The organism is Arthrobacter sp. ZGTC131 (assembly GCF_002929275.1).
Lineage (GTDB): Bacteria > Actinomycetota > Actinomycetes > Actinomycetales > Micrococcaceae > Arthrobacter.
This window is the reverse complement of sequence record NZ_PJIK01000003.1, coordinates 187,347-210,123: the sequence shown is the minus strand read 5'-3', so window position 1 is coordinate 210,123 and position 22,777 is coordinate 187,347. Positions and strand designations below refer to the sequence as shown.

Sequence of the window (22,777 nt, the reverse complement as noted above, 5' to 3'; positions counted from 1 at the left end):
CGTCAGTCGTTGAAGAGCCCAGCCAAATCTTCCGCCGTCAATGAGCTGCCGGAGAGCGCGTCGCCCTCCATGACGTCCGCGAAGAGCTGGGACTTCTTGGCCTTCAGGGCCATGACCTTTTCTTCGATGGTGTCCTTGGCAACCAGCCGGTAGACCATGACGTTCCGGGCCTGGCCGATCCTGTGCGTGCGGTCCACGGCCTGCGCCTCGGACGCCGGGTTCCACCACGGATCGAGCAGGAACACGTAATCGGCCTCGGTCAGGTTCAGGCCGAAGCCGCCGGCCTTGAGGCTGATCAGGAACACCGGCGCCGCGCCGTTCTTGAACTCGTTGACCACGTCGGTGCGGTTCCGGGTGCTGCCGTCGAGGTAGCAGAATTCGATCTTCTCCTCCACGAGGCGCTCGCGGACCTTGCCCAGGAAGCCGGTGAACTGGCTGAAGATCAGCGCACGGTGGCCCTCGGCCACCAGGTCCTCGAGCTGCTCGAACAGAACGTCCAGCTTGCTGGAGCGGACCCCGCTTAAGGACGCGTCCACCAGCGAGGTATCCAGGCTCAGCTGCCGAAGCAGCGTCAGCGACTGGAAGATGGTGAAACGGTTCTTGTTGACATCCTCGATCAGGCCCAGGATCTTCTGGCGCTCGCGCTGCAGGTGCGTCTGGTAGACCTTCTGGTGCCGCGGGTTGAGGACCACTTCCAGGATCTGCTCCTGCTTGGGCGGCAGGTCGTGGATGACCTGCTCTTTGGTGCGGCGCATCATGAGCGGGCGGACCCGACGGCGGAGCTTGTCCAGCTGCCCCTTGTCGCCATTCTTTTCCACGGGCCTTTGGTAATACTCGGCGAACCGCTTGGGGCTCGCGAACAGTCCCGGCGCCACGATCGACGTCAGCGCCCAGAACTCCATGAGGTTGTTTTCCAGCGGTGTTCCCGTGATGGCCAGCTTGAAGGCGGCCGGCAGCTTCCGGGCGCACTGGTAGGCCTTGGACTGGTGGTTCTTCACGAACTGGGCCTCGTCCAGGACCAGTCCGGCCCAGCGCTGTGTGGCATAGGCGTCGTAGTCGATCCGGAACAACGCGTAGGACGTAATGACAATGTCCGCGCCGGCCATCGCCGCGCCGGGGTCGGATCCGCTCTTCGCAAACGTCTCGCCGACGGCACGGACCGTCAGGCCCGGGGCGAAGCGGGCGGCTTCCGCCTCCCAGTTGCCCACGACGCTGGTGGGGGCCACCACCAGGAAGGGAGCGCCGCCGTCGGGAGCCGTTTTGCCGTCCGCCGAAGCCCCATCAACAGACGGTGCGCCATCCGGGGAGTGCTCCTTGGCGGCACACATCAGGGCCAGCGCCTGCACGGTCTTGCCCAGGCCCATGTCGTCCGCGAGCACGCCGCCGAGCCCGTGCCGGTACAGGAAGCTCAGCCAGTTGTAGCCCTCCAGCTGGTACGGCCGCAGTTCCGCGTTCAGGGTGGCCGGCAGCGGCAGGCCCTTCACGCCGCCCTCAAGCAGCCCGCCCACGGCGTCGCGCCAGGCGGCCGCCTGCTCATCCACGATTCCGAGCTGCGCCAGCTCGTCCCACAAGCCCGCCTGAAAACGGCTGATCTGCAGCGGTGCGTCCTTGTTGTCCTGCAGTTCGCGCGCCTCGTCGATCAGGGCCCTCAGCTGGTGCAGTTCAGGGAGGTCGAGCGAGAAGTATGCGCCGCTGGGCAGCAGCATGCGCGTCTGGCCCGCAGCCAGGGCGGAGAACAGCGCCGCGAAGGACACCGGCTGGCCTTCCAGGGTGATTACGATGCCGAGGTCGAACCAGTCCCGCTGGTCGGTCGCCTTGGTCGAAATCGCCACGACGGGAGCCTCTTCGGCCTCGCGGTAGTCCGCAATGTCGCCGGAGGTGTCCACCTCGACGCCGGGGGTGTCCCGCAGGCGGGGGAGGACCTCCTCCGTGAAGGCAAGGGTGTCCAGGCCGCTGAGTTCGGACGTGGCCGCGAGGCGCGGCGTGCCCCAGCCGCCGGTGGCCGATTCGCCGAGCTTCGGCACCACGTCCCACGGCTGGCCCACCGCTTCCAGGATCCGGGCCTCGGCGGGATCGTCGCGGTAGCCGTGATCGCCCGGGTGGCGCCAGAGGGGCTGCGCGGTGACGAGGTTCCCGGACGTGTAGTGCCATTCCCAGTGCAGCCGGACGCGGTGGTCCGCTCCATAGTTGGCCAGCAGCGACAGCTTGGGCACGGCCAGGGTAGGCAGCTCCACCGATTCGTCCGCCGCGGTGACGCGGGCCGACTGTTTGAGCTTGGGATAGAAGCCGGTGAGGAACCGGCTTTCGTCCCGCGCCGGGATGTGCAGAGTGCTGCCCGCGGTCACGAACGTCAGGAGCTCCTCGCTAAGCCCGCTTTCCAGCGGCGCGAGAGTGATCACGGTGTCGGCTGCGACACCCGGCAGCGCATCCCCGCCGGAGGTGAGGAAGATGCCGTGCGCCGGGCGTCCGATGGTGCCCACCGCCGCCGGATCCACTTCAGCCCCTTCAACGGTGATGGTGGGCGCGAGCTCAAGCCCACCGCCGTCGGGCGTGGTGCTGCCGAAGCGGCTCAAACTAAGGCCGACGGCGGCAGGATCCTCCGCGACCCGGACCGGCTCCTGCCCCCGGCTGTGGACCAAGGCGACGCCGATTTTCCGGGCCTCGTCCAGCAGGCTCCACAGGTTCTTGCCGGCGAACGTGTTCATCCCCAGCCACAGCGCTGTGGACGAATGCACCCGGTTTGCGGCGGCGGTGTGCGCGGCGAGGAAGGACTGCATCCACTCCACATGGGCTTCGTTGCACTCGCGGCGGAAGTTCAGGTAGCTCAGCGTGTTCCAGGAGACGTCGCCGCGAATCCACTTGCCCTTGGCGCCCATGATGACGGGCCGGGCCTTGAGCTGGCGGACACTGCGGAGGGGGTCCCTGCGGCCGGTATAGGAAAAGTGCGGGGCCGGTTCTTCCACTTCGAACTGCAGCGCCAGCGGGATGCCGCCCGTGGACGGAGTGATGCCGGGCTGCGAAATCAGCGGGCTCAGCGCCTGCTCCCAGTCCGCGAGTTCGGGCCGCAGGGGCTCGCGGGACAGCCGGGACACCTCGGACGGGGCCAGCAGCTTCACCCGGATCGCAGGGTTGTCCTCGGCGGCGAACAGCAGCGCTGCCACGTGCTTGCAGTCCTTGCGGACCGGGCAGCTGCACACGCCCACGGTGCAGCTCCAGCCGCCCGCTTTCCGGACCAGTTTGGCCGTCGTCGAATACGGCGCATCGGAGCCGCCGCGCACCTTGCCCAGCATCAGGCCCGTGGCGGCATCGAAGGAAATCCCGGAGACGCGGCTGCCCATGGCATAGGCCAGCCCGGCCGCGAGGGAGCGGTCGTTGATCGCGGGGGTCTGGATTGCCAGTGCCGCACTCTCGTCCGGTTGGGATGGCATGGTGCGCGCTACTTTCAGCAGGTCAAAAATCTGCAGGTTATCTGATCCATCTTAGTCAGCCGGCAGGGGCCCTGAAACTTCGCCTGACGTTCACCTGCCCCTCAACCTGCTGGCGAGGGGCGGCGCGTACGTTGAAAGGGTCCTGAGCACCACCGGCTTTTCAGCAGTTAGGAATTCCCCATGACTTCCAGCGAGTATCCAGTCGTCCTGACCGTCGACGGCGCCAACGCCGGCAACGAGGAGGTTGTTGACGCCAACGTGACCGTGGTGAACACCATGTACCAGGAGCTGCTCAACTCCGAGGAAATCGCCCCCAACGCCCTGCGCAGCTACTTCGTCGACTTCTACCTCGCCCAGTCGCTGGGCGGCGGCTTCGCGCAGTACGTCTTCACCGCACCGGAGCGCGAGGAGCTGGACACCTACATCCGCGAAGGCTTCGAAGGGATGGGCGCCGCCGCCCACCTGGAGCTCTTCGATCGCACTGTGGAGGCCTTCGATGCCCTCTCCGAGGAGGAAGAGGAGATCTACCTTGACGGCGACTCCGACGGCGACGCCGACGAAGAGCTCCCCGAGGCAGTGCAGGCCATGGAAGACCTCGACGCCGAATTCGAGGCGCTGCTCGAAACCGAGGACCTCATCGCCCTCAATGCGGCCTGGCTCCGGGCGCAGGAGGGCCTGCTGATCCTGAACGAGGACGAGCTCACCGCCCACATCGCCAAGCGCGTCGCCCAGATCCCTGACCTCGAAGAACGGCGCGCCGAAGCCGAAGAAGAGGCCCTGGAAAACGCCCCGGAATTCGAGGTGATCATCCGCGAACTCTGCGACATCGCCGGCTATGCGCTGCAGAAGATCACCATGGGCGACCCCAATTACGAGCACAACGGGGAGACGGTCCTGGCCTGGCACTTCAGCACCGACCACGGCGACTTCGTCATGATCGAGGACGACGAGGAGGCGTTCATGCTGAACCCCGAGACCAAGGAAATCGTGGCCGCCGTGGAGTTCGAGGAGCTGGACGAGGACCTGATCAACGCATAGCTGCCATGCCGGCGTCGTCCGCGCGGGACCCCGCATGCGGGGTCCGGCCGGGCGGCGTCGAAGGTTTTCCTAAGGTCGCATCCAGATACTGGCATCCACACCAGCCCGTAGGCCGGTGTGGATCACCCTCGCTGGGTCTCAGCTCGGGTGAAGTCTGGGGCCTTTGAGGGGAGCTTTTCCATGAAATCAGCAAGAAATCATCCGCGCCTGGCGGTTGTCATCACGGCGGGTGCGCTGGCCGCGCTGGCCATACCCACCGCTGTTCCGGCCTTCGCCGTCATCAATGACCCGGTGGCCGATCCACACGTTGTCACTGTTTTCCCCCAGCGGGACATGGTCTCCGCCGAAGGATACGCAGACGGCGACCGCCCCACCATTCAGGTGCTTCGAGGCGGCGCAGTGATCGGCACCGCCTCCAACCTGGTTCCGGTGGGGGGCATAGTGGAAGTCAACCATGACGGCGGCGGGTGCTGGGAAGGCGTCACCCCGGACATCCGCCCGGGCGACGTGATCCGCGTACTGACGGCACCCGACGTCGGCGAGCAGACGTTCACAGGGAACGTCACGGTCACGCAGCCCGCCACGAAGGTCAACGCCGGAACGGTCGTGATGAAGGGAACGGCAGTTGCATCCGGTGGCGGGCAGCTTCCCGCGGACCAGTTGGAAGCGAGAGTTGTGGCCCCCAACCAGGCGTTCGCCCTCAACGGGCGACGCACGCTTCGTGCCAGCGCCCCCGGCGCGGGGGATGACGGCGTCATCACCTACGACGGGCCCGGCCTCACCACGTGGACGGCGACGTGGACCGGCCTTACCGGCGCGGGCGCCGACGGCCTGTCCGATGCAGACCGGGCTGTATCGCCCACCTCCGAGAGCCGGGGGATGTGGCTGGGACGCAACCCGGACCTCCTTACCGAAGTCACGATTTTCGAGTACGGCGCCGCCGGCGGCCCGGCCGCGCCGGACTGCACCGCCCCGCTTGCCAAGGGTCCGACGGTTCCGGACCTGACCGCCGCCGCTGACACGGGCAGTTCCACGACGGACAACATCACGCGCATCGCCGCTCCAACCTTCACCGGAGCCGTCGCACTGCCGGACGCCACCACCGTGAACCTCTACGTTGACGGCATCGCCAGTGGAAGCGCACCGGTAGCCGCGAACGGCAGCTACTCGATCACGTCCAGCAGGGCCCTGGCCAACGGCCGGCACACCGTGACGGCCGGCGAGGTGGGCCCGGCTGGTATCGAAACCATGGGGACAGGCTCACTCTCGATCACGGTCGACACAACTGCGCCGGTGGTCACTGCCAAGGCTCCGGCCGTGAACTCGCTGATGGTAGGCCAGACGGCCAACGTCACGGCAACCTTCAGCGAGCCTATCGCCGGCCTGGGAACAGCGTCCTTCACCCTGAAGAACTCCGCAGGGGCAGTGATCGCGGCTCCCGTCACCTGGAACGCCACCACCCGGGTGGCCACGCTGAACCCCAACGCAACGCTCGCCGCCGACCGGAAGCACACTGCAACCCTGACTGCAGGCATCAGGGACATCGCCGGCAACCCGATCGCTGCGAACTCCTGGGCCTTCACGACCGGCCCCCGCCCGATCGTGACCGCAAAGTCGCCCGCAGTGAACGCGACGGCGGTCAGCCGCACGGCCAATGTCACGGCGACGATCAGTGAAAGCGTCACGGGCGTGGGCAACGGAACCTTTGCCCTCCGGAATGCCGCCACGGGGGCGCTCGTAAGCTACGCCGTCAGCTACAACGCCACGACCCGGGTGGCGACGCTGAACCCGAACGTGACGTTGGCGGCCAACACGAGGTACACGGCCACGATTTCCACGAGCATCAAGGATGCCGGTGGGAACCCGCTGAGCGGACTGTCCTGGAGCTTCACCACAGGACGGTAATACATTGAGAACTCCGGCCCGGCGCCGCCCAGAGGGGCAGCGCCGGGCCGGACCCATGTCCCGCTGGTGGAGCCTGTCGAAACCCCGAACACCCGCACATCCAGGGTGACGCTTGACACATGCAAAACGTTTTGTGTATCGTAATTCACGTCAGAACCAAAACGTTTTGCAAAGGAAGTCGATGACGACGCGAGTAGGGATACGAGAGGTGGCCAGAGCCGCCGGGGTCTCAGTGACCACTGTTTCGCACGCCCTTAACGACGCCACCAGCTCCCGGGTCAAAGCCGCAACCCAGCAGCACGTACGGGCTGTCGCCAGGAACCTTGGCTACGCGCCGAACCGGCTGGCCAGCGGACTGCGCAACCAGCGCTCCCAGATCCTCGGCCTGGTCAGTGACGAGATCACCACAACTCCTTTCGCAGGGGCAATGATCCGCGGTGCACAGGACGCCGCCTATGAGCGCGGCTACGTGATGATGGTGGTCAACTCCGGCCTGGACAGCGAGCTCGAACACCGCGAAATCAGCATGCTTCAACAGCACCAGGTGGACGGCGTGGTGTACGCCAGGCTGTACCACCAGGGCGTACAGCTCCCGCAGGAACTGGCCGGCATGCTCACGGTGCTGCTGGACGCCGTCACTGATGATTCTGCCGTCTCGTCCGTCGTCCCGGACGAGGTCAACGCGGCTGAAACCGCGGTTGAGGCCCTCATCCGGGCCGGTCACACGCGGATCGGCATGATCAACAACGTGGACGACATCCCGGCGACCCACGGCCGCCTCGATGGCTTCCGCAACGCGCTCCGGCGCCACGGAATAGAGCATGACCCGCGACACCTGGTCATCGTTGTGCCCGAGACCGCCGGCGGCCGTGAGGCCGCGCTGAATCTCCTCAGCCAGCCGGGACGGCCAACCGCACTGTTCTGCTTCAGCGACCGGGTGGCCATGGGCGCCTACCAGGCGGCAACGGCTTTGGGGCTCCGCATCCCGGAGGACGTCTCCATCGTGGGCATCGACAACCTCGAGCTCATCGCTGACGCACTGTGGCCGGGGCTGACCACCGTGGCCCTCCCGCACTACGAGATGGGCCGCTGGGCAGTCAACCGAATCCTCGATGACATCGACCATCCGGGCGCTCCGGCTGAGCAGGCACAGCTCGCCTGCCCCCTCATCGAACGGGGATCAGTAGGGCCGCCTCCGGCCTAGCTGAGCAGCAGTAGCAGCAGCATCAACCACCACCGTTACACCTCCCGGTGTCCCTATAAGAAGGGACGCGGCCGTTGCACCGGCCGCGCCCCTTAGGACCCCGGGCCAATCATCCACGCGCAAAATCAGCAGAAAGACTGGACCATTATGAACAAGCGATTCACACGGATCCTGGCCACCAGCATAGCCGCGGCGGCACTCGTGGGCAGCCTCGGCGCCTGCGGCAAGGGCAGCGCATCCGCCACCTCCGACGCCACCAACGAAATCACCATGTGGACCCACAACGCAGGCAACCCGGAGGAACTGGCGGCCATCAAATCTGTTGTGGATTCCTACAACAAGAGCGGCGCCGCCAAGGCCCAGATCAAGGTGCAGGCGTTCCCGCAGGACTCCTACAACGACTCCGTGGTCTCCGCCGCAGCGGCCGGAAAGCTGCCGTGCATCGTGGACATCGACGGCCCCAACGTGCCCAACTGGGCGTGGGCCAAGTACCTGACCCCGCTGAAGCTCTCGGCCGACCTTTCCAAGAACCTGCCCAGCACCGTGGCCAAGTGGGAGGGTGAAACCTACGCAGTGGGCCACTACGACGTTGCCCTCGCCATGCTCGCCAGGGCCTCGGACCTCAAGGCGGCCGGCGTGCGCGTGGCCACCATCGAGAAGCCGTGGACCAAGGAGGAGTTCCAGGATGCGCTGACCAAGCTCAAGGCACTGGGCAAGTGGCAGTACCCCCTGGACATGGGCACGGCCGGCTCGGGGGAGTGGCTGCCCTACGGCTACTCGCCGTTCCTGCAGTCCTTCGGCGCCGACCTGATCAACCGCGACGGCTTCCAGTCGGCGGACGGAACCCTCAACGGGGACAAGGCCGTTGCATGGGCCGAGTGGTTCCGCGGCCTGGCCGACCAGGGCTTCATGGCCAAAAAGAGCGGCAAGGACTCTACCCAGGACTTCCTGAACAACAAGAGCGGCCTCCTGTACACCGGCTCTTGGGCGGCCGACAAAGCCCGGGCAGCGCTCGGCAAGGACCTCGTGGTCATGCCCACGGTGGACCTCGGCAACGGCCCCAAGATCGGTGGCGCCTCCTGGCAGTGGGGCGTGACCAGCGACTGCAAGAACTCCGACGCCGCCATGGACTACCTCTCCTACTCACTGAAGCCGGAAAACCTGGCCGCCGTGGCGAAGGCCACTGGAACGATCCCCGCCACCGACGAGGCCGCGGCGCTGCTGCCGGCCTTCGCCGAGGACGGCGCCAACCGGGTCTTCATGGAATTCTCGCGCAACTACGCGGTCATGCGGCCGGAAACGCCCGCCTACCCGTTCATCGCCACCGAGTACGGCAAGGCGGTCCAGGACATCCTGGCCGGTGCCGACCCCAAGACCGTGCTGGACAAGGCGGTCAAGGCGATTGACGCCAACATCAAGTCCAATGGCGGCTACAAGAGCTAGCCAGCCGCCCAACGGTCCGACGACGGCGGCCGGCAACTGCCGCCGTCGTCGTACCCCCGGCACTGACTGTCAACGGAGACTCCCATGACAACCACCCAGCTTCCCTCCCGGCCCCGTCCCGGCGCCACCCCACCCGGCGCCCCGGCACCCTCCGCCGCCCCGCGCCGCCGGCGTGCCGGCTACCTGCGCGAACAGCTCAGCGGCTGGGGCATGATCGCGCCGGCCGCCGTCCTGCTCCTCGCTTTCGTGTTCCTCCCCGCGATCCTCGGCTTCGGCCTGGCGTTCACCAATGCACGGCTGATCTCGCCGCGGCCCGTGGAGTTCGTCGGCACGGACAACTTCGCCCGGCTCTTCGCCGATCCCACGTTCTGGCGGGCACTCCTGAATGTCAGCTACTTCGCCGTCGTGGTGGTGCCGGTCCAGTCGGCCCTGGCACTGGCAATGGCGCTGCTCATCAACAAGAAGTTCCGCGGCGTGAATTTCTTCCGCACCGTCTACTTCCTGCCCGTGGTCACGTCCATGGTGGTGGTCTCCCTGCTGTGGCTGTTCATGTACCGCAAGGACGGCCTGATCAACGAGCTGCTGTCCACCTTCAGCTTCGGTCTCATCCAGGGCGCCGATTGGCTCAACGACCCAGCCACGGCCATGCCGGCCATCATCGCGCTGTCCATCTGGCAGGCAGCCGGCTTCCACATGATCATCTGGCTCGCCGGGTTGCAGAGCATCTCCGGTGAACTGTACGAGGCCGCCCAGCTGGACGGCGCCAGCCGCTGGCACCAGTTCCGCTACGTGACCTGGCCGGGCCTCAAGCACACCCGGAGCCTGGTGCTGGTGACCATCACCATCCAGGCGCTGGGACTCTTCGACCAGGTCAGCGTGATGACCCAGGGCGGTCCGCTCGACTCCACCACCACCATCATCTACGAGGCTGTCCGCTCCGGCTTCAAGCAGCAGGAAACTGCGTACGCCTCGGCCATATCGCTTGTTTTCTTTGTCCTCGTGCTGCTCATCTCAGCGGTGCAGCGCTACCTGACCCGAGAGAAGGACTGACGTGAAAAACGCACTCCGCCTCAGCTCGTTCGGCGCCATGCTCGTGCGCATCGTGTTCGCCGCCGTCGCCGCCTTCCCGATCGTGTTCATGCTGGTGTCCTCGCTCAAGCCGGACCAGCAGATCTTCGGTGACATGTCCTCCGTCGCCGCGTTCCTGCCGATCGGCAACATCTCGCTGGACAACTACACCGCGGTGTTCGACCGTGTCCCGGCAGCCCGCTTCCTGATCAACTCCATCGGGGTTTCCGCGGTGACCGTGGTGCTCGGCATCTTCATCAACAGCCTGTGCGCCTTCGCTCTGTCCCGCATGGAGGTGCGCGGCAAGCGCGTGGTCTTCACGGCCATCCTCGCCACGCTGATTGTGCCGTTCCAGACGCTGGCCCTGCCCTTGGTGTGGTGGGTGAACCAGCTGCCGTACTTCGAGCTCAACGGGTTCAGCCTGGAGATCTCGAAGGGCTGGCTGGACACGTACCAGGTCCAGATCATCCCGTTCATCGCCAACGCGTTCTCCATCTACCTGTACCACCAGTACTTCGAGTCCATCCCGAAGGAACTGGACGAGGCCGCCAGGATCGACGGCGCCGGCTGGTTCAAGATCTACCGCCAGGTGGTCATGCCGCTCGCCGGCCCCGCCACCGCCACCGTGGCCATCCTGACGTTCCTGCCAGCCTGGAATTCCTACCTCTGGCCGCTCATGGTGGTCCAGTCCGAGGAACTGCGCCCGGTGATGATCGGCATCCAGTACTTCTTCCAGCTCAACGTCTCCTGGGGCGAGGTGATGGCCTACGCGTCCCTGATCACGGTGCCCGTGGTCATCCTGTTCATCGCGTTCCAGCGCTCCTTCATCAACAGCATCGCCTCCAGCGGTGTCAAAGGCTGATTCCGGCCTGCTCCTAGTGCGAAAGCTGACAATGACTTCCCTGAATACCACCACCGCGCTTGACTGCCGGTACCGGCCCCAGTGGCACTACGCCGCGGAACGCAACTGGCTGAACGACCCCAACGGCCTCGTGTACGCCAACGGCGTGTACCACCTCTTCTATCAGCACAACCCGCACGGCGACGTCTGGGGCAACATGTCCTGGGGTCATGCCACCTCGGCGGACTTGCTGCACTGGGACGAGCAGCCCGTTGCCATCTCCTGCGACGAGCAGGAGGCCATCTTCTCCGGGTCCGCCGTGCTGGATGTCCACAACACCAGCGGGTTTGGTGCCGGGGGAGTGCCGCCACTCGTGGCGATCTACACCAGCGCCTATTCGCCCGCCTCCCCACTCGCCGGCCGGCAGGCGCAGTCCCTGGCGTACAGCACGGACGACGGCGCCACCTGGACCAAGTACGCCGGCAACCCGGTGCTGGACCGGGAGTCCTCGGACTTCCGGGACCCCAAGGTCTTCTGGTACGACGGCGCTGCCGGACGGTACTGGGTGATGGTCGCCGTCGAGGCACTCAAGCATGAGGTGGTCCTGTACAAGTCCCCGGACCTGAAGTCGTGGGAGTACCTGAGCACCTTCGGACCAGCGAACGCCACCGACGGCGTCTGGGAATGCCCGGACCTGTTTGAACTGCCCGTGGACGGCGACGCCGGGAACACCCGGTGGGTGCTGGTGGTCAACCTGAGCCCGGGCGGCATCGCCGGCGGCTCCGGCGGCCAGTACTTCCTCGGAACGTTCGACGGCGTCGCGTTCCGTTCCGAAACCACTGTCACCGAGGGCCGCCAGGCTGACGACAGCCGCATGGCCGACTACGGCTGGCTGGACTGGGGCCGGGACTACTACGCGGCCGTGTCCTTCAGCAACGTCCCCGGCGGCCGCCGACTCATGATCGGCTGGATGAACAACTGGCAGTACGCCGCCGCCACGCCGTCCGACGGCTGGCGAAGTGCGATGTCCTTGGTCCGGGAGGTTCGGCTGGAGACCCGCGGCGGGCGTCCGGTGCTGGTGCAGGAGGCCGTGGATCCGCTGGCGGCTTCGGGAACGGAGCTGCTCGCCCGGGGCGGACAGGAACTGGCCGACGGCGTCACCTGGCTTCCGGCCGCGGCGTCCGGTGACGTTTTGCGGATCGATGCCGAATTCCGGCCCGGCTCTACCGGCAAGGTGGGCTTCGTGCTCCGTGCGGGCGGGGGAGCTGCCGGCGGGGCTGCCGAAGCGTCTGCCGACGGACTTGCTGGCGGATCGGAGCGCACCGTGCTGGCCTATGATTCCGGCTCGGGGGAGCTCAGCCTCGACCGGACGGCGTCAGGCAATGTCGGCTTCCACGAGGCCTTCCCCTCAGTCGAGCGGGTGGCAGTTCCCCTCGTTGACGGCCGGCTTCGGCTCCGGGTGTTCCTGGACCGCTGTTCGGTGGAGGTCTTCGCCCAGGACGGCCTGGCCACCATCACCGACCAGGTCTTCCCCGCGGGCTCAAGCACCGCCGTCGGCCTGCTGGCAGAGGGCGACGGCGGCACCCTGGTGAGCCTCAGCGTCACCGGCTGAGGTCAGCGGTTTCGCGTCGTCGAGTGTGCACGGAACCGTCGAAACGGACGCGAGGTCCGGTCGATCGGCGGGGCCTGGATCGATCGGCGGTGGCGGCGCTGGTTAGCTGTTTTGTTCCAGCGCCGTCTCCAGGAGGTCCAGGAGTTCCTGGTCCACCTGTTCCACGGACGTGAGGCGCACCTTGCGGTCGAAGAAGTCCCCGGCCCGGACCTTGACCTCCTCGAGACGTCCCCCACTAGGCGCCTCGATCCTCAGTGCCACGTCCACCGCCGTCTTGTTCGCCCGGGTCACCTGGGCGAACTTGCGCCTGCTGCTGTGCAGGGACACGTAGCCTTTGCGCATCTGGATTTCCACGCCCTGGTGGGCTGCGGCCCATGCCAGGAGGGTATTGGCGATGGGCCGCAGGTGCGGGTGGTCCTCGTACTGGCCATCGATGAGTTCATCGGCGTCGCGCAGCATGAACTCCGGATAGCCGAACATCTCCCAGGACACGGCGTACTGGGCGTACCCGGTGATGCCGTGCTCGTCGCGCATCCAGGCGCGGAGCTCGGCATCGTTTTTCAGCCCCTGGGCGTGCCCCTTCGCTGCCCACCAGGTGACATCATGCCCGGACTTCCGCAGCAGCAGCGCCTGATTGCTATCCACCATGGTCTGCCACGTCTTTGCGGCGGACTTCAGGTCGTGTGTAGTTGTCATGCTCCGATGGTAGTGCCGGCGCCTGCGGGCAGGCGCCGGCCGCCAGGATTGCTGCCTGCTACTTGATCATCGTTCCGTCGGGTGCCACGAGGTACCAGACGTTGCCCACGCCCTGACCCGTGACGTCACCGGGGGCCTTGTCCTTTTCCCACAGGTAGACCGGCATGCCGTTGACGGTCACCTGCTTCTTGCCGTCGGGGGTGGTGATGGTACCGACGGTCCCGGTCACGCCCTCAACCTTCGGGGTGTCGCTGGTGGTGATCACCGGCGGCCAGGCCACGAGGCACTCTCCGGTGCAGTTGCTCTTTCCGGAGTCCTTGACGTCCTTGGTGAAGTAGTAAACACTCATGCCCTTGCCGTCAACCACAATGTTGCCGGCGCTGGACTCTGCCGTCTTGAGGTCCACCGTGGCGCCTTCGGTGGCGGGGGCCGTGGTTGCCGGCGATGCGGTGGTGGTCTCCGGGGCGGCCGTGGTGGGCGCTGTGCCGGTGCCGCCGCCACAGGCAGTCAGCGAGGCGGCTAGGGCCAGAACTGCGAGGCCAACGCTCAGTTGCTTGTTCATGTGCTGCTCCTTGGCTCAGGCCGGCAGACTGGGAACCGGCGCTATTTGGAATGACGCACAAAGGTGAAGAATGGTTCAAAGAATCTGCGACTCGCAGGAATGAACTTTTCGGCGGCCGCCGACGTCGTATTTGCCAGGAATGCCGGTTCACGCGGACCGGCTTCATCGTGTCGCTGCAGGGAGGTCGCACATGCCACTGGATGAGGACGTGGTGGCCGCGATCTACCGTGAGCACGGAACGGCCCTGCGCCGGTTCGTGCTCAGCGCCTCCCGTGACCCGCACCTGGCTGATGACATTGTGCAGGAAACAGTCCTGCGCGTCTGGCAGCAGGCGCCCGAGATCACGGGCAGCATGCGCAGCTACCTGTTCCGGACGGCCCGGAACGTCATGATCGACAACTACCGGAAATCCCAGCGAAGGCCGCAGGAGGCGGATGACCGCGAGCTGGCGGACCCGGCGGAGGTTACCGGCAGGGTCGACGAGCTGCTGAACAGGGTCCTGATGGAGGAGGCCCTGCTCCGGCTGAGCGCGGAACACCGCGATGTGCTGGTGGCGCTGCATTACCGGCGTTTCACGGTGAACGAGGCCGCGGTGCAGCTGAACATTCCAAGCGGCACAGTCAAATCCAGGGCCTTCTACGCGGTGAAGGCCCTGCGGACAATTCTTGATGAAATGGGTGTGGAACGGTGAACGGCAAGGAACTCCACGAGCTGTTGGGGGCATACCTGCTGGGAGGACTCGATGACGCAGACAAGACGCGCTTCGAGGACCATCTCCAGCAATGCGGCATGTGCCGCAGCGAACTAGAGGACCTGAAAAGCCTTCCCGGCCTGTTGACGGCGGTGCCGGTGCCCGACGCCGTGGCGCTCGCCGTCCCGGCGCACCGGGCACCCGGTTCGGGCCGCGGTGCAGGAGAGCCGGCGGTCAGCGTTCCGCAAACTGTCTTCGACGAACTGGCCGCCCGCCGTCGGAATTCCCGACGGCGGCTGGCCGCCTTGGTCGGCGTGATCGCGGCCGCCTGCCTTGCCCTCGGCTTCGCGGCGGCGCCGCTTCTGGACCCGGCAAGGAAGCCTGATGCGAGCTACTCCGTGCAGTCGGACACCGGCATCCAGGTCACCGTGGGCATGGTCAAAAAGACGTGGGGCACTGAACTTGCCGTGGACGGACGGAGCCTGCCCCAGGACGGAAAGCTGTCGCTGTGGGTGAAGGACCGCGCCGGGGCCGAGGACCGCGCCTGCGCCTGGATGGCGACTCCCAGCGGACGGGTCACGGTCACCAGCGCCACGCCGGTTCAGTACACGAGCATCGCCAGCGTTGAGCTGCGGAACGACCGGCAGCAGACCATAGCCGTGGTGGCAGTGCCGGGCGGTTGAGCAGGCGCGCCCGTCGGCGGGCGTGGGCGCGCGGGTGGAAGCTGAGAGGCCGGGCTACATCCGGGCGAGCTTGGCCCGCACCACCATGTAGACGCCGTAGCAGATGAGTCCCACGCCCACGGCGCCCAGAACGTAGATCCCGAACGGCTGTTCACGCAGCGCCCTGAGGCCGCCGTCGAGTCCCGTCGATTGTTCCGGATGCGCCGTGACGGCGGCGATGACAACCAGCAGGCCCGTCACGAAGAGGGCAACGCCCTTGGCCGCATACCCGGCGATGCCCAGCCCGGTCACGGCCTTCCGTGCGTTGGGTGAGGGCGGCATGTTGATGTGCTTTTCGAAGGACTTCTTGAAACCGCGCACAGCGTAGAAGATCCCGGTGATGGCCACGCCCGCTCCGATCAGTACCAGGAGCAGGACGCCGCCCGGTGCCTTCAGGACGCTGACGGTCATGTCGCTGGTGGATTCCCTGTTGTCCTGGCCGGTCCCGCGCGCGAACGCTGCGAGCGTAACAGCGAGTGCCGCATAGACGACGGCCTGCGCTGCGGCCTTGGCCTTCTTGGCCGTCTTGTCCTTCGGCGGCAGATGCTCGAAGTCGAAGATGGCGTCACTGGTCTGCCACAGGGCCAGGGCAACGCACGCCGCGAAGCTGCCCCACAGAAGCACAGGACCCGCGGGCTGGCTGGCCAGCTCCCCGACGGCGCCGCTGACGTCCGCCCGGCCGCTCTTTCCGGTGGCCAGCCCGATGGCGATGGTCCCGACCAGGAAATGGAGGACGCCGCTCACGGCAAACCCCGCCCTGGCCAACATCTCGAGCGCGCGCGAGTTCGTGGCGTCTTCGGCCTTGCCCGCTGCGCTTCTCAGTTCTCTTTTGATGATCGTTCCTTCGCCCGCACCCTGGTGCATCTCCCGCGGCTACCCGCCACACGATCATCGTGCCACGCGTCAGGGCTCCGGAACAGACGCCGTAGGCAGTACTGCGGCACGCCGGTGACGGGCCCGTCTCTGCTACAGCCGGCGGTAGCAGAGGTCGAAGATCAACCGTCCGGCCTCGTGCGCCTTGTTCTCGAAGCTGGTGCGGATGCGGCCCTCGAACCGCGGCGCCCAGCCGCCGGTTTCGTCAATGCCTTCGTTGGGCCCTGTGTGCTCCGTGCTCACCGGGGCGCGGCCTTCCTTCACCGGCGCACCGCCCACGAGCGACTCGACCCCGCTCTGCCAGACGTGCGTGAGGGGGCTCTCCGGACCGCTGCGTTCTCCGGTGTGCAGGTTCTCAAAGGCCGCCGAACCGGCGAGGACGTCGCGCACGTGCACGGCGTAGTTGGACCAGTCCGTGGCAATCCGCCAGAGGCCGCCCGGCTTTATCGCCCTGGCGGCGAGTTCGGCGAACTCGGGTTGGATGAGCCGGCGCTTGTGGTGCCGGGACTTGTGCCAGGGGTCGGGGAAGAAGATCCACAGTTCGCTGACGGATCCCGGCGGCAGCATGGTGGCCAGGACCTCCGGGGCGTTCGCCTCCACGACCCGGACGTTGGTGAGTCCGCGGCTGTTGATCTTGATCATGGTGTTGGCCAGCCCGGGCGTATAGACCTCCACGGCGAGGAAGTCCGTCTCCGGGTTCTCCTCGGCGGCATGGCAGATGGCGTCGCCCAGCCCCGAGCCGACCTCGACGATCAGCGGCCCCGTGCGGCCGAACTCGGCTTCGGCGTCGAACGTGTAGTCCGGGTGGACGGAGGTGTTCGCAACGTGACGCGGAACGTCCACGGCCCAGCGGTCCGAGTGCGTTTCCCAGGCCGCCTGGCGGCGCCCTTGCAGCCGGGTTCCGCGACGCACAAAGCTGACCGGCCGACCGCCGTAGGTTCCGAAGGAGGCCTGGCTGCCGGGTGTGACGGGCCGGGGCTGGTTCGGGTTTGCGGGAGACTCGTTTTCAGGCGGCTCGACGTCAGGCGACTCGGGGGATTCTGGTGTTTCACTCATCACCTCCAGAATAGTGGAGTTCATGGAGGCGCATGCCGGTGGTTCACTCCCTAAACCGGCAGGCGTAAAGTGTTGCTATCCCAGAGGTCGGCCGCTCACCGACTCACGCTTATGGCTGTTCGTGTCCGGAGACCAGCGGGCCCGCCCGGCAGCCGACCATTCCATATCATCGGGCCTTCAGGAAATGCCATGGAATCATCGCCTCCCGAGCCAGGGACAAAGACCAACGCCGGAACCATCGCGATCCTGGGGGCTGGTCCGTCCGGGCTGGTGCTCGCGATTGCGCTCGCCCGCCGCGGACTCAGGTCAACAGTTTTCGAACGTGACGTCCACCCTGACGCCGCCCCGCGCTTCAACCCGGACCGTTCCTACACGATCGACATCTCCGGGCACGGGCTCAAGGCCCTTCGGCACATTGATGCCTGCTCCGAGTTCGACGACAGAATGATCAGCTTCAAGGGCCTCAAGATCCCCGGCAGGGGAACCGAGGAATGGACGCTCCCGGGATGGACCGGATCGCGGGGCGACATCCTTCGCGCCCTCATGTCAGTCCTCGAAAAGTACGGCGACCTCGTGACCACGGAGTTCGAAACCCGAGTGGAAATCGCGGACACGGTATCCGGGTCCCTTACGGTCGCACTTGAAACCGGGACCGTGATGACCAGAACGTTTGATCTCATCGTCGGCGCGGACGGGGCCGGCTCCACGACCCGCGCGGCCCTCCAGGATCAGATCCCCGGATTCACCGTCACCGCCAAATCCTTCCCCAATTACTGCACCATGATCGAACTCGACAAGGTCGGAAACCGGTTGGACAAGAATTACCTGCACGGGCTGTCGACGCGCCCCTTCTGCGTGGCCGGAGCCATCAAAGGCGACGAGGGATCCTTGTCCGCCAGGTGGTTCTGCGCGATAGGGACGAAGAAACACATCGAATTCTCCTCCGCTGAAGAGGCCCGGCGCTTCCTGCAGGAACGCTGCCCGCGCGTTCTCGAATTCGCCGGCGACGGACAGGTCGAAACCTTCGCGAAGCGAACGTGCTATCACATTGGACGGAGCCTGAACTGCTCACAGTTCCACGGCGGCAAAGCCGTGCTGATCGGTGACGCGGCGGCCCCCTACCCGCCGATCGGGCAGGGAGTCAACGGCGCCATGGAGTCGGCCATGGCACTCGATCAGTGCATCAAAGCCGAGGGGAACCTGCCGGACCAACTGCCCGTCGCGGCGGCACGATACACCGCCGCGTGGAAACCCGAAGCGGATGCGGTGTCGTGGATCAGTGAGCGGAGTCTGTTTGAAAACCGTTTCCACACGGTCCGTGCCCTCGCGACGTCGGTGGTGGGTCTGAGCATCTTCGCCCAAGCCAAGAGCGCGGAAATTCCCTACTCGGAGGTCAGGCGCAAGGCCGAGCGGCTCTGGCCGCTCTGGGCCCGTTGACGCGTCGCGCAGGAGAGGACCCAAGGCCGGCTGCCCGGGGGCGGCGCAGCGTCCTGCCAGAATGGGCCCTGTGACGCACACTGAAAATCCGCGGTCCACCAGCACCTCCGACGCCGCCGCCCCGTCCGTCTCCACGCTCGTGGATGCCGAGATCGATGACGTTCCGGCCGCCGAGCCCACGCGCGTCGGCAGCCGGCGGGCGCTGGTGTACCTGGGACTGTGCCTGGTGCTGATCGGCCTGAACCTGAGGACGGTGTTCTCCAGCTTTTCGGCGGTACTTCCGGAGGTGACGTCCGACGCCGGCCTGCCGGGCTGGGCGGTGGTGGTGCTCACCACCGTGCCGGTGACGCTGCTGGGGGTGTTCGCGCCGCTGGCCCCGGTCCTGGCGCGCCGGTTAGGCGCCGAGCGCGTGCTGTTCGGCGCCATGGCGGTACTGACTGCGGGCCTGCTCCTCCGCCCCGCTGACCTCCCCGGAGCCGGACACCTGCCGGCGCTGCTCGCCGGAACGGCAGCCTGCGGCGCGGCGATCGCGCTCTGCAACGTGCTGCTTCCCGGGCTGGTGAAACGCGACTTTCCGCACCGGCTCGGGCTGATGGGCGGCCTGTACACGACGGCGATCTGCGCATCCGCTGCCCTGGGCGCCGGCTTCACCTACCCGGTCTTCAACGCGACCGGGCACTGGGCTCCGGCGCTGTGGTTCTGGGCGGTGCCGGCCGCCGTCGTGATGTTGCTTTTCCTTCCGGTTGCCGTACGGCAGCGGCACGGGCAGCACAAGGCCGTGCGGGACGGCGTCAACGTATGGCGCTCGGCGGTTGCCTGGCAGGTCACAATTTTCATGGTGCTGCAGGCCATGATGTCCTTCAGCGTCTTTGCCTGGCTGGCGCCCATCCTGCGCGAGCGCGGCGTGGACGGCGGAACGGCGGGGCTGATCGTGTCGGCGTCGATCGTGCTGCAGATGCTCGGCTCACTCTTCGCCCCGGCGCTGGCCGCCAGGTTCCGGGACCAGCGGGTGATCAACACGGTGGTGGCTCTCATGACCGGCGGCGGTTTTGCGCTGAGCATCTTCGGCCCGCTGGAGCTGATCTGGCTGTGGACCGGGCTGCTGGGCCTAGGGCAGGGCAGCCTCACCGCCGTGGCCCTGACCATGATCATGCTCCGCACCCGGGACGGCCACACCGCTGCGCACCTCTCCGGCATGATGCAGGGCGTTGGCTACGGACTCGGGTCCGCCGGAACGCTCATGGTGGGCCAGCTGCACCAGGCAACGGGATCGTTCGCGGCCGCCGGGGTGCTGTTCCTCGCGGTGGGCGCGCTCGCGGCGGTGTTCGGGTACCGGGCCGGGCGGAACCGGTACGTCGGCGGCTGACCCCCGTCGCTGCCCCCTCCCCTCCACAAACACGTTGAACTATCAGTCGTTGCTGTTCTGAGCCCTCCAGAACAGCAGCAACTGATAGCTCAACCCGGGCGGACGGGAAGGGCTAGTGCGTCAGGTCCTTGCCCTTGGTCTCGGGGATGGTGAAGACGAACGCCGCACTCACTGCAAGCAGAACCACCGCGTACACGTTGAACAGGTTAGGCATCTGGAGCGTCGTGCCGAGCCACTGCTGCAGGTACGGAGCGGTCCCGCCGAAGAGCGCCACGCAGATGGAATACGGCACGCCCACGCCCACGGTCCGGATGCTCGTGGGGAACAGTTCGGCGTAGACGGCGGGCACAATGGCGGCGCTCGCGGCGATGAAGATCAGCATCACGGACATGCTCACAGCCAGCTGCCACGCGGAATCCTTCAGCAGCCAGGTCATGGGGAAGTGCATGACGGCGGCGCCGCTGGCACCGGCCCACAGCACCTTCTTGCGGCCGATCCGGTCCGACAGCTTGCCCCAGAACGGCAGGGCGGCAATGAACACGATGTTGCCGATGACGCCGGCCCACAGCGCCTCTCCGCGGTCGATCTTCAGCGCGGTGGTGGCATAGCTGGGGGCCACCACACCCCAGATGTAGTAGATCACCGTGAGGCCCACGGTCAAGCCGATCACTTGCAGGGCCTGCTTGCGGTAGCGGACAATCTGGGGCCAGATGGGCGCGCGCTTCTCGGTGGCGGACTCGCCCTCGAAGGCGTCCGTCTCGTGCAGCCGGGACCGCATGATCAGCGCGTACAGGCCCATCGCGGCGCCGATCAGGAACGGGATCCGCCAGCCCCATGCATTCATGACCTCGGTGCTCAGCGCCATGTTCAGGACGGCCCCCAGCAGCGTTCCGAACAGGATGCCTGCGGTGCCGGAGGTGTAGATCAGGGTGGCCCAGAATCCGCGGTGCTCGCGGGGCGCCATCTCCGAAAGATAGGTCTGCGACGACGGCAGCTCACCGCCGTGGGCCAGGCCCTGGACCAGCCGGGCCACCAGGAGCATCAGCGAGGCCCAGGCGCCGACGGCGGCGAACGTCGGCGCGATGCCGATCATCAGGCTGCCCAGCGAGGCGAGCCCGACGGCGAGCGTCATGGAGGCCTTGCGGCCCACCCTGTCGCCGATCCAGCCGAAGAGGAACCCGCCGAACGGACGGGCCACGAAGCCGACGGCGAAAATCGCCAGGGTGGACAGCACCGCCGATGCCGGATCCGACTTGCTGAAGAGCTGGCTGGCGATGAACGGCGTGAAGGTCGCGTAGATGGCCCAGTCGTACCATTCGACGGCGTTGCCGATGCCGGTGCCGACGATGGTCTTCCGGGTGGACGCCCGGTCCGCGCGCTGCGGGTTGATGATGGCGGTCATGGATTTCTCCCTGTGGTGGGGTGGGCTAGGAAGCGGCCGGTGCGGGGGAAGGGGACTGTGCTGCCAGCGCCGCCAGGCGGGAGATGGCGAGTTCCGCATAGAGCGCGGCTCCGTCAGCCAGCACGCCGTCGTCGAACGTTGCGTACGGTGAGTGGTTGAACGGCGAGGTGGCGTGATCCGCGCCCGGAGGCACCGCGCTCAGCCCGATGAAGGTGCCCGGCACCTCGGCCAGGACGCGGGAGAAATCCTCGGAGCCGCCGAGCGGGGTGGCCCACCGCGACAGCCTCGATTCGCCGAACAGCCCGGCGATGACGTTTTCCGCCGTGTGCGTCTCGTCCTCGTCCGTGATGGTGAGCGGATACTCCTGCTGGTAGTCCACATCGACGTCCAGGCCGTGCGCCGCCGCGATTCCCTTGAGCAGCCGCGGCACGGCATCCATCATCTTCTGCCGGGACTCGTCGGAGAAGGTGCGGATGGTGGCCTCGATGCGGGCGGTCTCCGGGATGACGTTGCGCTTGGTGCCGGCGTGGACCACGCCCACGGAGAGGACCACGGGATCGAACATGTTGAACTGGCGCGTGACCATCACCTGCAGGGCGGTCACCATTTCGGCGGCCGCTGTGACCGGGTCCTTGGCCGAGTGCGGGGTGGAGCCGTGGCCGCCGGCACCCAGCACCGTGACAACGAGGCCGTCCGAGGCGCTGAGCATGACCCCCGGCTTGGTGCAGAACGTTCCGTGCGGCTCGAGGGAGGAGAACACGTGCATGCCGTAGGCGGCGTCCACCCGGCGGCCGGGGGCATCCAGCACGCCTTCGCGGATCATGTAGCTGGCGCCGTCAAAGCCCTCCTCGCCAGGCTGGAACATCAGCACCACATCGCCGGCCAGCTGGTGCCGGCGTTCGGCAAGGAGCGTGGCGGCGCCGGCGAGCATGGAGGTGTGGAGGTCGTGGCCGCACGCGTGCATGGCGCCGTCGATCGTGGAGGCGTAGCCCACACCCGTTTTTTCCTGGACGGGCAGCCCGTCCATGTCGGCGCGGAGGAGCACCGCCGGGGCGCTCCCGGGACTGTCCTGCGGCCCTCCGTTGGCGCCGCCCGCGGCTGGGTTGGTCCCGGAGCCGGTCCCGTCCTTGGCGCCGCCGCGCAGGATTGCGGTGACCGACGTCGTGTCCTTGCCCAGCGTGATCTCGTACGGCAGGCCGTCCAGGGCCTTCAGCACTTTTTCCTGGGTTCGCGGCAGATGGAGGCCGATCTCCGGCTCCCGGTGCAGGTCGTGACGGAGCCGGGCGATATCTCCCTGCATCTCCCGGGCGTCTGCGGCAATCGGCACGTGTACTCCTCGTCTGTGGTTTCTCGCTGTGGGTCTATTCTGAAGTGGTCTACTTCACATTGTGTGGAAGTGCTGGAAATATCCACTCGGGAAGCCAAATACGCAG

The 22,777-nt window shown here is 66.7% G+C and carries 18 protein-coding genes; 11 read left to right on the top strand and 7 right to left on the bottom strand.

Going from position 1 to position 22,777, the window contains the following annotated elements; genetic code table 11:
• Window positions 1-2: 2 nt before the first annotated feature.
• Window positions 3-3,428, bottom strand: a complete 3,426-nt coding sequence (locus CXQ90_RS06010; protein WP_104137710.1) for a DEAD/DEAH box helicase — start codon at window positions 3,426-3,428, stop codon at window positions 3-5.
• Window positions 3,429-3,608: 180 nt separating this feature from the next.
• On the opposite strand from CXQ90_RS06010, the gene CXQ90_RS06005 reads away from it, so the two are divergent.
• From CXQ90_RS06005 to CXQ90_RS05975, 7 genes are all read left to right on the top strand, one after another.
• Complete coding sequence (locus CXQ90_RS06005; RefSeq protein ID WP_104137708.1) at window positions 3,609-4,466, top strand: hypothetical protein; 858 nt, start codon at window positions 3,609-3,611, stop codon at window positions 4,464-4,466.
• A gap of 180 nt (window positions 4,467-4,646) precedes the next feature.
• A complete protein-coding gene (locus tag CXQ90_RS06000) occupies window positions 4,647-6,371 on the top strand; it encodes an Ig-like domain-containing protein (protein WP_104137707.1) in 1,725 nt (574 codons plus the stop codon).
• 181 nt (window positions 6,372-6,552) lie between these two features.
• Window positions 6,553-7,575 (top strand): LacI family DNA-binding transcriptional regulator, encoded by a 1,023-nt coding sequence (locus CXQ90_RS05995; RefSeq protein WP_258064379.1) that lies wholly within the window; start codon window positions 6,553-6,555, stop codon window positions 7,573-7,575.
• A gap of 147 nt (window positions 7,576-7,722) precedes the next feature.
• Window positions 7,723-9,018, top strand: a complete 1,296-nt coding sequence (locus CXQ90_RS05990) for an extracellular solute-binding protein (RefSeq protein WP_104137704.1) — start codon at window positions 7,723-7,725, stop codon at window positions 9,016-9,018.
• A gap of 84 nt (window positions 9,019-9,102) precedes the next feature.
• Window positions 9,103-10,068 (top strand): carbohydrate ABC transporter permease, encoded by a 966-nt coding sequence (locus CXQ90_RS05985; protein WP_104137702.1) that lies wholly within the window; start codon window positions 9,103-9,105, stop codon window positions 10,066-10,068.
• Between the two features lies 1 nt (window position 10,069).
• Complete coding sequence (locus CXQ90_RS05980; protein WP_104137701.1) at window positions 10,070-10,948, top strand: carbohydrate ABC transporter permease; 879 nt, start codon at window positions 10,070-10,072, stop codon at window positions 10,946-10,948.
• 31 nt (window positions 10,949-10,979) lie between these two features.
• Entirely contained in the window at window positions 10,980-12,539 is a 1,560-nt protein-coding gene (locus CXQ90_RS05975) for a glycoside hydrolase family 32 protein (RefSeq protein WP_104137699.1), read from the top strand.
• A 102-nt stretch (window positions 12,540-12,641) separates the two neighbouring features.
• Here the strand turns inward: CXQ90_RS05975 and CXQ90_RS05970 are convergent, their stop codons facing one another.
• On the bottom strand, window positions 12,642-13,235 hold the full coding sequence (locus CXQ90_RS05970; RefSeq protein ID WP_258064378.1) for a DUF5655 domain-containing protein: 594 nt from the start codon (window positions 13,233-13,235) through the stop codon (window positions 12,642-12,644).
• Window positions 13,236-13,293: 58 nt separating this feature from the next.
• Window positions 13,294-13,797, bottom strand: a complete 504-nt coding sequence (locus CXQ90_RS05965; RefSeq protein ID WP_104137698.1) for a hypothetical protein — start codon at window positions 13,795-13,797, stop codon at window positions 13,294-13,296.
• 190 nt (window positions 13,798-13,987) lie between these two features.
• Here CXQ90_RS05965 and CXQ90_RS05960 point away from each other — a divergent pair, with 190 nt between their 5' ends.
• On the top strand, window positions 13,988-14,488 hold the full coding sequence (locus CXQ90_RS05960) for a sigma-70 family RNA polymerase sigma factor (protein ID WP_104137696.1): 501 nt from the start codon (window positions 13,988-13,990) through the stop codon (window positions 14,486-14,488).
• Window positions 14,485-15,171, top strand: a complete 687-nt coding sequence (locus tag CXQ90_RS05955) for a zf-HC2 domain-containing protein (protein WP_104137695.1) — start codon at window positions 14,485-14,487, stop codon at window positions 15,169-15,171. Before CXQ90_RS05960 ends, CXQ90_RS05955 begins: the two co-directional genes overlap by 4 nt.
• Window positions 15,172-15,225: 54 nt before the next feature.
• Here the strand turns inward: CXQ90_RS05955 and CXQ90_RS05950 are convergent, their stop codons facing one another.
• Both CXQ90_RS05950 and trmB read right to left on the bottom strand, forming a co-directional pair.
• Entirely contained in the window at window positions 15,226-16,074 is an 849-nt protein-coding gene (locus tag CXQ90_RS05950) for a DUF1206 domain-containing protein (RefSeq protein ID WP_104137693.1), read from the bottom strand.
• A gap of 102 nt (window positions 16,075-16,176) precedes the next feature.
• On the bottom strand, window positions 16,177-17,139 hold the full coding sequence (gene trmB, locus CXQ90_RS05945; RefSeq protein ID WP_104137692.1) for a tRNA (guanosine(46)-N7)-methyltransferase TrmB: 963 nt from the start codon (window positions 17,137-17,139) through the stop codon (window positions 16,177-16,179).
• Between the two features lie 189 nt (window positions 17,140-17,328).
• Here trmB and CXQ90_RS05940 point away from each other — a divergent pair, with 189 nt between their 5' ends.
• Both CXQ90_RS05940 and CXQ90_RS05935 read left to right on the top strand, forming a co-directional pair.
• The gene (locus CXQ90_RS05940; RefSeq protein ID WP_181038439.1) at window positions 17,329-18,576 is read left to right on the top strand and encodes an NAD(P)/FAD-dependent oxidoreductase; all 1,248 of its coding nucleotides are present in this window, start codon (window positions 17,329-17,331) and stop codon (window positions 18,574-18,576) included.
• A 139-nt stretch (window positions 18,577-18,715) separates the two neighbouring features.
• Window positions 18,716-19,942, top strand: a complete 1,227-nt coding sequence (locus CXQ90_RS05935; protein WP_104137962.1) for an MFS transporter — start codon at window positions 18,716-18,718, stop codon at window positions 19,940-19,942.
• Between the two features lie 112 nt (window positions 19,943-20,054).
• On the opposite strand, the gene CXQ90_RS05930 is transcribed toward CXQ90_RS05935, so the two are convergent.
• Both CXQ90_RS05930 and CXQ90_RS05925 read right to left on the bottom strand, forming a co-directional pair.
• Complete coding sequence (locus CXQ90_RS05930) at window positions 20,055-21,344, bottom strand: MFS transporter (protein ID WP_104137689.1); 1,290 nt, start codon at window positions 21,342-21,344, stop codon at window positions 20,055-20,057.
• 25 nt (window positions 21,345-21,369) lie between these two features.
• Entirely contained in the window at window positions 21,370-22,671 is a 1,302-nt protein-coding gene (locus CXQ90_RS05925; RefSeq protein ID WP_104137687.1) for a M20 family metallopeptidase, read from the bottom strand.
• Window positions 22,672-22,777 lie beyond the last annotated feature (106 nt).

Coding starts and splice junctions, on each gene's coding strand:
- CXQ90_RS05985 (WP_104137702.1), top strand. CDS start 9,103: ATGACAACCACCCAGCTTCCCTCCCGGCCCCGTCCCGGCGCCACCCCA.
- CXQ90_RS05930 (WP_104137689.1), bottom strand. CDS start 21,344: ATGACCGCCATCATCAACCCGCAGCGCGCGGACCGGGCGTCCACCCGG.
- trmB (WP_104137692.1), bottom strand. CDS start 17,139: ATGAGTGAAACACCAGAATCCCCCGAGTCGCCTGACGTCGAGCCGCCT.
- CXQ90_RS05995 (WP_258064379.1), top strand. CDS start 6,553: ATGACGACGCGAGTAGGGATACGAGAGGTGGCCAGAGCCGCCGGGGTC.
- CXQ90_RS05960 (WP_104137696.1), top strand. CDS start 13,988: ATGCCACTGGATGAGGACGTGGTGGCCGCGATCTACCGTGAGCACGGA.
- CXQ90_RS05950 (WP_104137693.1), bottom strand. CDS start 16,074: ATGCACCAGGGTGCGGGCGAAGGAACGATCATCAAAAGAGAACTGAGA.
- CXQ90_RS05975 (WP_104137699.1), top strand. CDS start 10,980: ATGACTTCCCTGAATACCACCACCGCGCTTGACTGCCGGTACCGGCCC.
- CXQ90_RS05940 (WP_181038439.1), top strand. CDS start 17,329: ATGGAATCATCGCCTCCCGAGCCAGGGACAAAGACCAACGCCGGAACC.
- CXQ90_RS06005 (WP_104137708.1), top strand. CDS start 3,609: ATGACTTCCAGCGAGTATCCAGTCGTCCTGACCGTCGACGGCGCCAAC.
- CXQ90_RS06000 (WP_104137707.1), top strand. CDS start 4,647: ATGAAATCAGCAAGAAATCATCCGCGCCTGGCGGTTGTCATCACGGCG.
- CXQ90_RS05970 (WP_258064378.1), bottom strand. CDS start 13,235: ATGACAACTACACACGACCTGAAGTCCGCCGCAAAGACGTGGCAGACC.
- CXQ90_RS05990 (WP_104137704.1), top strand. CDS start 7,723: ATGAACAAGCGATTCACACGGATCCTGGCCACCAGCATAGCCGCGGCG.
- CXQ90_RS05965 (WP_104137698.1), bottom strand. CDS start 13,797: ATGAACAAGCAACTGAGCGTTGGCCTCGCAGTTCTGGCCCTAGCCGCC.
- CXQ90_RS06010 (WP_104137710.1), bottom strand. CDS start 3,428: ATGCCATCCCAACCGGACGAGAGTGCGGCACTGGCAATCCAGACCCCC.